Source organism: Nocardia asiatica NBRC 100129 (genome assembly GCF_000308415.1).
Classification (GTDB): Bacteria; Actinomycetota; Actinomycetes; order Mycobacteriales; family Mycobacteriaceae; genus Nocardia; species Nocardia asiatica.
The window spans coordinates 1-878 of record NZ_BAFS01000347.1; the positions used below are offsets into that span (position 1 = coordinate 1).

Annotated in this window: 1 protein-coding gene; it reads left to right on the forward strand. The window is 71.3% G+C overall.

The features are described from left to right. Positions 1–43: 43 nt before the first annotated feature. Positions 44–878 (forward strand): hypothetical protein (locus ON27_RS29330; RefSeq protein WP_157227388.1); only part of this gene is annotated, 835 nt, incomplete at its 3' end.

An 878-nucleotide genomic window follows, 5' to 3' on the forward strand; every position in this document is an offset into this window, starting at 1 on the left:
GCGGGGCCGAGCTGTTTCCAGACGACAGAACAGGAACCCAGTGATGACCGCCACGTTGAACGCACCCGAAACCACCGACTCTGTCATCGAGACCGTTACCGACGTTGTCACCGATCCCGTGCAGACCGTGTCCCCGTTCGCCGCCGCGCTCGGAGAGATCGAATACCTCCTCGACACCGATCCCGACGCCGCGCGGGAACGCTTCACCGCCGTGCTGGCTCTCGCGTCCCCGGCCGAGCGTGCCTTCCTCGATCGCGCTGCCGAGATGCTGACCCGCTCGCCGTGGAAGACCGCGGCGCGTCAGCTGGGGTGGATGGCCAAGTCCCGCCCCGAGCTGCGGTCGATGATCGTCGAGCACACCGCCGAGGGTGACCCGGGTCTGTACCGGCCCGAGCTCCCCCAGCAGTCCGAGACCTCGATCGAGGCGGCCGAATGGGTGCGTCGCTCCATCCGCGACCGCCGCTACCGCGACCGCGACACCGCCACCCCGTCTGCGGCGACCGACGCCGCCCGCTACCAGCCCGAGAAGGTCGCCGCCCGCCGCGCCCGCATCCCCGCACCCACCACCGGGCTGGTGAGTCTGCGCCACCGCCGCCGGGACCTGGCCGTCGCCGAGCGCCGCCACCGTGAATACGCGGGCTATGCCGCGCAGCGGTTGTACGCGATCGACACCGCCGTCGACGACGACCGCACCCCGCCGGTTCCCGAGCCCCGGAAGAAGGCCGGGCAGCTGTGGGCGCACGTGCAGGCCGAATTGTGGGACCGCTCGTACTTCCTGCACGTCGCCGAGTGCTACACCGAAGCCGACCGCCATCTCCTCGCCCCCGAGCTGCCCGAACGCCACATCGCGCCCGAGCGCCGTCACGCCGGGCTCGAAG